Here is a 9,052-nt window from a genome sequence, read left to right as displayed (position 1 = left end):
CGGGCGAGTAGACCTTCATCACCATAAAAGATGCCTCCTACCCGGCCCCTGGCGGGGCCGGGCTCAGAGGTGTCCACCCCTCGGGGACAGGTCCCCACCACGATGACGGTGATCCCGTGCGCACACCTGATCCCGCCCGAGCAGCTGGCCAGCATCCTGACTGCATGGGCCGAGAACCCACAATGCCGAGAGGCGTCAGGGATGACCGACCTCGCGGTCACCTTCTGGACGCAAGCCACCCACCTCCAGTCCCATCCAGCGTGGACGGCGTTCGTCAAGCGAGTGCGAGAGCTCGCGTTGGATCCGCAGTGGTTTCAGTACGAGGAGCTGGCTGCCGTCATCGGCTACAAGGACGGCACCAACGTCTCGTAGGGCGCTGGCCTTCGGCACCGCTTGGGACTGGGTTCCAGCAGCCCCGCCAAATGGTCAGATCGGTGCGAGCGCGCTGACGCGGTTCTCGTACTCACGGCGGGCCTTGCGCTGGGCCGGGACCGGAGGGGCATCTTGTCCGCCGTCGAGCGGCTGGTAGCGGTTGAGGAGCTGGCGGTGGAGGGCGGGGGCGGCGGTGACGCGCAGGGTGTAGCCCTGTCCGCGCCGTACGGTCACCCCCTGGTCGAGCGCGGCGCGCTCGGCGGGCTCCAGGTCAGTGGTGCGGAGGAAGTCGGTGACCTTGCCCGGCATGTCGAGGGTGACCGGCAGTTCCGGCGCCGGGGAGTCCTCCTCGATGGCGGCAGGGTCGGGCAGGAGGTCGGCGACGGCCGTGCGGATGGCGCCGCGGCTGACGCCGTGGTCCCGGGCGAGGGCGGCGATGGAGCGGCCTTCCAGGTACGCAGCGCGCACATCGGCGGTCTTCGCAACCGCCAGGGCGGGCCGGCGCCCGCCCTTGCTGCCCTTGGCCTCGGCGGCCCGCAGCCCGTCGTACGTCAGCTCGCGTTGGAGGTCGCGCTGGAGTTCGCCGGCGGCGGCGAGGGTCTGCACCATGAACTTCACGGTGGACAGCAGCTCGCCAGTACGCGGGTGGCGGGCGGTGAGGTCCATGGCGGAGAACGCGCCGTCGTGGATGCGCAGCGCGAGGCGGTCGCGGTGGAGGACGTCGAGCACGTCGAGGATGTGGCCGGTGCCGCGTACGAGACGGAACATCTCAGAGATGTGCACGGTGTCGCCGGGCCGGGCGTAGTCGAGGAGCGCGCGGAACTTCGGCCGTTGGAGGGGGTGGAGGCGGCTGGAGGTGCCCGGGTCTTCCTCGAAGACGACCGGGTCCTCGATCCCGGCTTCGTCCAGGACGAGGTTCTGCCGGGCGGTGGACTGCTGATCGGTCGAGACCCGCTTGTAGACCAGATTCGCCACCGAGGGCCCCTTCCGTGCGGAGGATCGGACCCTATCTGTCGCCAAACCCTGTCAGCAATTGCCATCGGATCTGATTGGATTCGCGCCGCCGCGAACCCCCGGATTGCACGGGTTCATTGGACGCCTCGGCCGCCTGTCGTCAAACGATCGATTGACGACAGCTACGGAGAGGCGCAGCCGCCTGCCAGCCCAGGCGAGAGTGATCCTTTTCAGCCACCTGGTTCCAGTTCTCCCGACCAGGGGAGTCATGAGGTGGACGGCCCCGGACCCCTTGAAGTGATAGGGCGAGGGGCATCACCGCACGACCGATGCCTGTTGGCAGCAGACTTGGGGGCAGGCGCAATGGGCCCAGTAAGCCCGTCGCATCGCGGCTCAAGGCCGGGGTGCGAAGGCGCTGAGGAATGTTGCCACCGCGGATTCGGTGATGGCCTTGCGTTCGAGGCGGGGGATGCGGCGGGTGCCGAAGCGTGACCGCGCCTCCAGCGACCCGGTCAGCAGCGCCGTGAGGTGTTCGGCAGCCAACACCGGGTCGGAGATGGCGATGTGGCCTTCCAAGGCCAGTCGGGCGAGCCGGTCGGCGAGCGCTCGGGCGACCGGCTCGGCGACGCCGACCTGCGTCAGTTCCAGCAGATCGGGAAACTGCGGAGTCTCGGCGTATAGCAGGCGCCTTAGCGCCCAGGACTGCGGGTCGCAGTAGCAGTCGACGAGGCGGATCCCGACGTTGGTCAGCGCGGCGGGCATGTCGTCACTCGCCTCGGCCAGCACTGCCACCGCGGCCAGATTGCGAGCCAGCGCCCGCTCGGACAGCGCGGCGATGGTCTCGCGGAACAGGTTCTCCTTGTCACCGAAGTGGTTGTAGACGGTGGCCTTGGCAACTCCCGCCTCCGCGGCGATCTGGTCGACACGGGCCTGCGGGTAGCCCTCGCGCGCGAACGCGCTGAACGCGGCGTCCAGGATGTCCTTCCGCTTGTCGATGCGGCCCCTGTTCAGCTGTTGGCTCATGTTCTGAGCGTACCGGGCCGTTCACCGAACTAGCCTCTCCAGGCTAATGGACCCCACGGCCGAGACTGTACTGGCAAGACTGTTAAATTAGACTCACGAGTCTATTCGAGGGGGCGTCATTGAGGACCATCGTGATCACCGGGGGCACCGACGGCATCGGCAAGGGATTGGGCCTGCACTACCTGGGCCACGGTAACCGGGTGGTGGTCGTCGGCAACGACCCCGACAAGGGCCGCCGGTTCCTGGAGGAGGCCCAGGCCACCGGCTCGGGCGAGCGCGCCGCATACATTCAGGCCGATCTGAGCCTGGTGGCCGAGAACCGGCGGGTCATCGCCGAAATCGCGCAGAGCCACCCGGTCGTGAACGCTCTGGTGCTGGCCGCGCGCTACTACCGCTCGACCCGCAGCGAGACCGCCGAGGGCATTGAGCAAAACTTCGCGCTGTTCTACCTCAGCCGGTATCTGTTCAGCCACGGCCTGGCCGACCGGCTGGAGGCAGGGGAACAGCCAGTGATCCTCAACCTGGCCGGACCGGGCGGTGACCTGTCAGCGATGAACTGGGACGACCTCCAGTTCACCCGCGACTACCGGCCGGACCGGATCATGGCGCAATGCGGCAAACTCAGCGATTTGGCCGGCGTCGGATTCACCGCCGCACACCCCAGCACCCGGATCCGTTACGTCCTGGCACATCCCGGCCTGACCGCCACCGGATTCACCGGTGACTACAACGAGGCCGACGCTTCGCTGGTCGCCGGAATGCACGACCGCGGCCAGCCGGTCGACGCGGCCGTGGACATGCTGCGACGCCACCTCGACAACCCCGACCCAGAACCGTTGAGTGCCTACATGCAGCACACCAAGATCGACGTGGGCGGCGCGCCCTTCGATCCCGCCGCCGCGCGACGGTTGGCGAACATCACCCAGACCATGCTCTCCCAGCACTGAGCGGGGACTGGTGCGAGGTCCTCACCTGGCCCGGCGCGCTGACCCTGCGCGGCGGGCTGGGCTGCTGGTCTTTCACCCGTGTCGAGGACATGCTCGGGCCGACCGGGGGCACACACCCGGCGATCTACTCCGGGCCCTGTGCCTCAGTGAGGATGTACAGGAGCCGGGTGAAGTTGCGGCAGTCGCCGCCGTCGCAGAACCGGATGTCGGGCTCGCTCTCGCCGAACCAGCACGATGTGCACAGGCCGCTCTTGCGGACGTGGCGGCTGGTCCAGAGGCCGAGTTCGACGCCGGAGCGGTGCGGCCCGCGGTCTTGCCTGGGCAGGCTTCACCGGGGCGAGGTCAGCACGGTGGCCCAGGCGCGGGCCTTGGGCACGAGCATGTCGAGAGCACTGTGGTCGGCCGGGTCGCGCCGCAGGGACGGGATCACGGGTCGAGGTCCCTTCAGGCCGCCTGGCCGTAGCCGTGGCTGGCGGGCGGGTCGTCGCCGCGCAGTGGGCTGAAGTCGACGTTCAGGTGTGGGTCGTACGCCTCGGGCTGGATGCCGAGTTCGTGGGTGGAGTACTCGCCGAAGCGGCGGATGTGCTCGGTCAGGTACGGCGAGATGTGCGCCAGGTCCTCGGGGTCGATCTCCCATCCCTCCTCCAGCAGCTGGCGGACGATCTCGGCAATGTCCAGGGCGTTGTGGAAGATGACGGCGTTGGTCAACAAGGCGTTGAACTTCATCGCCTTCTCCTGCTCGACGGGGTCGTTGTCGGCGAGGACGCCGCGGTTGCCGAAGCCGACCCACTGGGAGAACCGGTTGAACGACTCCACCTTGTTCGTCGCCGCCGTCACCCGCCGGCGCAGCGGCGCGTCCGTCAGATAGCGCAGCAGCTGCACCGTACGGATCACGCGCCCGACCTCGCGGAACGCGGTGTAGGTGGCGTTCTTGTGGGAGCCGGAACGCAGCCGCTTGAGCAGCGTCGCGGAGGAGATGACGCCCTCGCGGATGGACACGGCCACCCGCATCAGGTGCCGGAACTGGGACTCGATCAGGTCGAAGTCGATGGTGTTCTTCCCGGCCTCGCCGAACAGGGCGTCGATGTGCACGTACTCGGTCTGCTTGGACGGCCGGTAGAAGACCAGGCCCTTCCAGTTCCTGATCCTGGGCATCAGGTCGAAGCCCAGCAGGTGGGCGAGGGTGAAGACAGGGAGCGACTGGCCTTGGGTGTCGGCGTGCACGGTGGTGGGCTTGACCTCCGAGGCGTTCTTGAGGAGGCCCTCGATGATGTAGACGGCCTCCCACACCCCGCACGGGATGAAGTGCGTGAACAGCGCGATGTAGGTGTCTGAGATGTGGTGGTAGGCGATCCCGCCAGGCTTGCCGTACCTGACGGACGTCTCGGCGAGCAGGTTGTCGAGGTAGGTGTCCATGTGCGTGCCGTCGGCGGCCACCGCGGTGCCGTCGCCCCACGCCTGGGAGATGTCCAGGCGGGCGTGCGCGTTGACCAGGTCGGCGATGGCCTCGTTGAGCAGCACGAGGGAGAAGTGCCGGTTCGCCGTGTACGCCAGCTCGTGCCCGCTCACGCCGGGGATGTGGCGGGCCGCCTCGTACGGGCCCATGTTGGTGCCCTTGACGAAGGTGGTGAGCACGTACCGGCCGAACGGGTCGGCGAGCTTCGGGTCGTGGCCCGAGGGCGGGCCGAAGCGGCGCCACCACTCCACCCAGTACGCAGTCCGCGCACAGATCCCGATCAGCGTGCGCTCCGGCATCCGCGCCTTGACCTCCTGCTCCAGCCGCTTCGCCGACGGCCGCTGCCCCTCCGAGCGGTGCGCCTTGAGCGACGGGATGCCGGTGGACGGGTCGATCACCAGGCTCTCGTTGTCCGGGTACCCGGCATCGGCCGCCGCGGCGGCGGCCCGCAGCCGGTCCTCCAGCTGGCGGCGGAAGACCCCGGCGTCGAAGCCGGCGGCCTCGCCCTCGTCCTCGGCGAGCCCGATCTCCACCAGGTAGGCGGGCAGCTTCTCCTCGACGACCTCCCACGCGAGCAGCTGCTTGGACCAGTCGCCGTACTCCTCCGATCCGGCCACCGCCACATCCCCGGTGCGCAGTTCCTCGGCGAGGTAGGTGAACACCATCGCCTCGAAGTGCCAGCGCACGAACTGCCCCGGCCGCGTCCGATCGAGAACGGCCTTCTGCCAGTTCTGCGTGGCGAAGGAGATGTCGACCGGACGGCCGTCCTCACCGAGCGCGCTGATGTACTCGCCGCGGGCCGCCTGGTTGCGGCGGGCGTGCGCGAGCGCGGCCAGCACCGTGCGGTCCTCCGAGGTCGCGGCGAACTCCAGCTTCCCGGCCAGATCGAACATCAGGGCCCGGTCCCGGCCGATCTGCCCGTACAGCAGCACCTCCCAGAAGTTGCCGTGGTGGGCGGAGACCTTCTCGATCTGCTCGTACTCCCTGGCGAACCCGCCGAACCCCTCCACCGCCCGGGTCACCGTGCCCAGCCCTCCGGCCTGCACCGTCATGGCCTTCAGGAAGGCGAGCACCGCCGGGGAGACCTTCCCCTCCAGCCGCCGCGCGACCTCGTCGGCCGGCGCCTGTTCGTCCAGGCCCTGAAGGGCGTCGGCCGCCTCTGCGGTCATCGCGGCGGCCTTCGCCAGCGCCTCCTGGGCCGGGCCGCCGTCGTCGAGGTGCTTGAGCACCGTGCGGTAGTTGCCGATCAGAGTCTCGGTCATCTCCCGCTCAGCGAGCCGCAGCGCCTCCAGCTCCTCCTTCGCCCTCTTCGTCTTCGACCCGACCCGCTTGCAGAACATCAGCGCCAGCTCGTCCCGCACCCGCATCCGTGCCTTGTGCACCAGGCACGCCACCAACGCGACCCGCTTGATGGGCGTGTACGCCTTCAGCTCGGACGCGTCCGCCGCATCCGCCTCCCCGGCGAAGTCCGTGACCTTCCGCGGCGCGACGCCGTCCGTCCACACCCCGGAATCGCCCAGCCCGTCCAGCCATTCCAGCTGAGCGATCAGCCGCTTGAAGTGCGACCACGTCGGAGACTGCGCGAACTTCTTCAGCCGGCTGTACTGCGTGGTGCCGTCCGCGTCGCGCTCCTCCAGGAGCCGCAGCAGCCCCGCCCTCTCCACCGCGCTCATCCGGTCGTGGATGCCCGCGCAGATCGACGCGTTGACCTCCTTGCGGACGGTCGAGGCCATCGCGTCCAGGGTGGAGAACGCCGGCAGCTCCAGCCCGGCCCCCACGACCTTCTCCAGCGCGATGTTGATCAGATCCGCCGGGCGGTTCTTCGCCGCGGCCTCGCTGCGGATCGACGCCTCGGCGATCCTCCGGGCCTCGGCCTGGTCGTAGACCACGCACACCCGCTGCCGCACCAGGCCCCGGTGGTTCTTCGCGGTCTTCACCGCCTGGTACAGCGGCAGCGTGCCCTCCGGCAGCTCCACCGCCCGCCGTACGAAGTCCACCACCATCTCCGGGACGTCCTCCAGCCTGGGGAAACACCCCATCCGCTGGTAGGACTTCAGCATCAGCAACAGCGCCAGCAGATGCTCATCGCCATCCGTGACCCCGGACGCCCACGCGACCTCATCGCGTGTCGGCGAGAAGAACAGATGCAGCTCATGCGCGGTGATCAGCCGCTTGAACCGCGGATACGCGGTCCGCTCGATCGATGTCACAAGTCCCGCCCCGACCCCAGACGACAAGCCCAACATCACACCAACGAGGCAGAGCCGAACAGGTGACGGGTTACGGCCTCAACGAACCAAGATCATCCCGTGGCCCCTTTTGGGCTTACCTCGGCGATCCCCCACTCAGGGGCCTGAGGCGCCGCCTCCTCCGGACAACCCAGAGAGAGGAACACGCCTGATGAACTACGACGACCAGGTCGCCGGCCTGTCTTCTACGGGATGAAGTACCAGATCCCGGCGATCCGGGAGGCCGGCGGCGGCGCCGTCGACCCAAACTCGCAGAGAAACCGAGGCAGCATCATGAACAAGACCTGGCTGGTCACCGGAAGCTCCCGCGGACTGGGCCGCGCCATCGCCGAGGCCGTCCTGGCGGGCGGCCACAACCTGGTCGCCACCGCCCGGCGCACCGCACCCCTGAACGACCTCGCCGAGCGGTACGGTGACCGGATCCGGCTGGTCACCCTGGACGTGACCGACGCCGAGGCCGCGCGGCGGGCCGTGCGGGCCGCCGTCGAGGCGTTCGGCCGCCTGGACGTGGTCGTGAACAACGCCGGCTACGCCGACATGGCCGCCATCGAGGACATGTCCGACCAGGCTTTCCGCGACCAGATCGACGCCAACCTCTTCGGTGTCGTGAACGTCACCCGGGCCGCCCTCCCCGTGATGCGTGAGCAGGGTTCGGGGCACATCATCCAGATCTCCTCCGTCGGCGGACGCGTGGGCGGCCCCGGTCTGGGCGCCTACCAGGCGGCCAAGTGGGCGGTCGGCGGCTTCTCCGAGGTCCTGGCCAAGGAAGTGGTCCACCTCGGCATCAAGATCACCGTCGCCGAACCGGGCGCCATGCGCACCGACTGGGCCGGCTCCTCGATGGCCACCCCGCCGGTCAGCGAGCCCTACAGGCAGGTCGTCGAACCCGCCATCGCCCGTCAGCGGGCGGCGGACGGCAACCAGACGGGCGACCCCGCGCGCGTCGCGCGGATCCTCCTGGACGTCACGGAGGCCGAGGAGCCGCCGCTGCGCCTGCTGCTCGGCAAGGACGCCGTCCGGGTCGGTCAGTTCGTGGCCGAGACCCTCGCCGCCGGGGACGCCAAGTGGCGCCACGTGAGCGAGTCCGTATGACCCGCGTCACCGGACCCGCGTCACGGAACCGCGTCACCGGACCCGCGCACCGGTCCGGACTCCGCCGGTGCCGTCCCCCGGGGCGGCACCGGCGGGGCTCAGGGTTGCCGCAGGCGGCGCCGGACGCGGGCCGCGCGGAAGGCCCCTGGGGAAGCGACGATGACAGACGACCGGTCGACCGGCTTTCAGCGTGCGCGCAGCGCCGAGCAGCGTGAGATCCGCAAGCAGGCCATCCTCGATGCCGCGACACAGCTCCTGGGCGAGATGCCGGTCAGTGAGATCAGCCTGCGGGAACTCAGCCGACGGGTCGGGCTGTCCAAGACCAATGTCGTGCGCTACTTCGAGACCAGGGAAGCGGTCTTCTTCGAACTGCTCAACCGGTCGCTCGCGCGGTGGATCGAGGAGCTGTCCGCCGACCTGGCAGCCGCCGACGCGGCCGGCCCGGTATCGGCCGAGGCCGTGGTGAAGGAGCTGGCCCGCTCCCTCGCCCGCCGGTCCCTGCTGTGCGACCTGCTCAGCGCGCTGGGGTCCGAACTCGAACGGAACATCTCCGCCGAGTCGGCACGCGAGTTCAAGCTCGCCCACGGTCGGCTGCTGGGTGCGCTGGCCGATCTGCTGCGGTGCCACATCACCGCGCTGACCTCGTCCGCCGCCCGCGAACTGGTCTCCCTGACCGTCGTGTGCACGGCCGGGCTCTGGCCGTTCGCCCACCCCTCGGCGGCCGTCGCCGAAGCCCAGCGGCAACCGGAACTCGCGGACACCAGGGTCGACTTCGCCGACCGGCTCGGCCGCTCCCTGCACATCGCCGTCACCGGACTGCTGAGCCTGGGCTGACGGGCAGGGCGGGCCGACCCGCGTCGCCCGGCGAGCCGGGCCGGCCCGCCGCCGTCGGCATGGATGTCCGGCCCGCCGTCGCCATGGATGTCCGGGGTGCCGTCGCCATGGATGTCCGGGGTGCC

7 protein-coding genes are annotated in these 9,052 nt (G+C 69.5%); 4 read left to right on the top strand and 3 right to left on the bottom strand.

The genetic code is table 11. The features are described from left to right. Nucleotides 1–102: 102 nt before the first annotated feature. Nucleotides 103–372, top strand: coding sequence for a hypothetical protein (locus ACFC09_RS42495; protein ID WP_376537917.1), 270 nt, complete (start codon nt 103–105; stop codon nt 370–372). 54 nt (nt 373–426) lie between these two features. Here the strand turns inward: ACFC09_RS42495 and ACFC09_RS42490 are convergent, their stop codons facing one another. Continuing rightward, a complete protein-coding gene (locus tag ACFC09_RS42490; protein WP_376537915.1) occupies nt 427–1,347 on the bottom strand; it encodes a recombinase family protein in 921 nt (306 codons plus the stop codon). Between the two features lie 372 nt (nt 1,348–1,719). Continuing rightward, nucleotides 1,720–2,349 carry a TetR/AcrR family transcriptional regulator gene (locus tag ACFC09_RS42485; RefSeq protein WP_376537913.1) on the bottom strand — a complete coding sequence of 210 codons (630 nt, stop codon included), beginning with the start codon at nt 2,347–2,349 and terminating at the stop codon, nt 1,720–1,722. Between the two features lie 131 nt (nt 2,350–2,480). Between ACFC09_RS42485 and ACFC09_RS42480 the strand changes: the two genes are divergently transcribed. Further along, on the top strand, nt 2,481–3,296 hold the full coding sequence (locus ACFC09_RS42480) for an SDR family NAD(P)-dependent oxidoreductase (RefSeq protein WP_376537910.1): 816 nt from the start codon (nt 2,481–2,483) through the stop codon (nt 3,294–3,296). 444 nt (nt 3,297–3,740) lie between these two features. Here the strand turns inward: ACFC09_RS42480 and ACFC09_RS42475 are convergent, their stop codons facing one another. After that, a complete protein-coding gene (locus tag ACFC09_RS42475; RefSeq protein ID WP_376537908.1) occupies nt 3,741–6,962 on the bottom strand; it encodes a Tn3 family transposase in 3,222 nt (1,073 codons plus the stop codon). Nucleotides 6,963–7,274: 312 nt separating this feature from the next. Here ACFC09_RS42475 and ACFC09_RS42470 point away from each other — a divergent pair, with 312 nt between their 5' ends. Both ACFC09_RS42470 and ACFC09_RS42465 read left to right on the top strand, forming a co-directional pair. Next, nucleotides 7,275–8,093 (top strand): SDR family NAD(P)-dependent oxidoreductase, encoded by an 819-nt coding sequence (locus ACFC09_RS42470; RefSeq protein WP_376537906.1) that lies wholly within the window; start codon nt 7,275–7,277, stop codon nt 8,091–8,093. 159 nt (nt 8,094–8,252) lie between these two features. Beyond that, nucleotides 8,253–8,927 (top strand): TetR/AcrR family transcriptional regulator, encoded by a 675-nt coding sequence (locus ACFC09_RS42465; RefSeq protein ID WP_376537904.1) that lies wholly within the window; start codon nt 8,253–8,255, stop codon nt 8,925–8,927. The last annotated feature ends 125 nt before the right edge of the window (nt 8,928–9,052 follow it).

It is taken from the genome of Streptomyces sp. NPDC056161 (assembly GCF_042268025.1).
Classification (GTDB): Bacteria; Actinomycetota; Actinomycetes; order Streptomycetales; family Streptomycetaceae; genus Streptomyces.
Note: the sequence above shows the minus strand (reverse complement) of the source record. Positions and strands in the feature narration are given on the sequence as shown.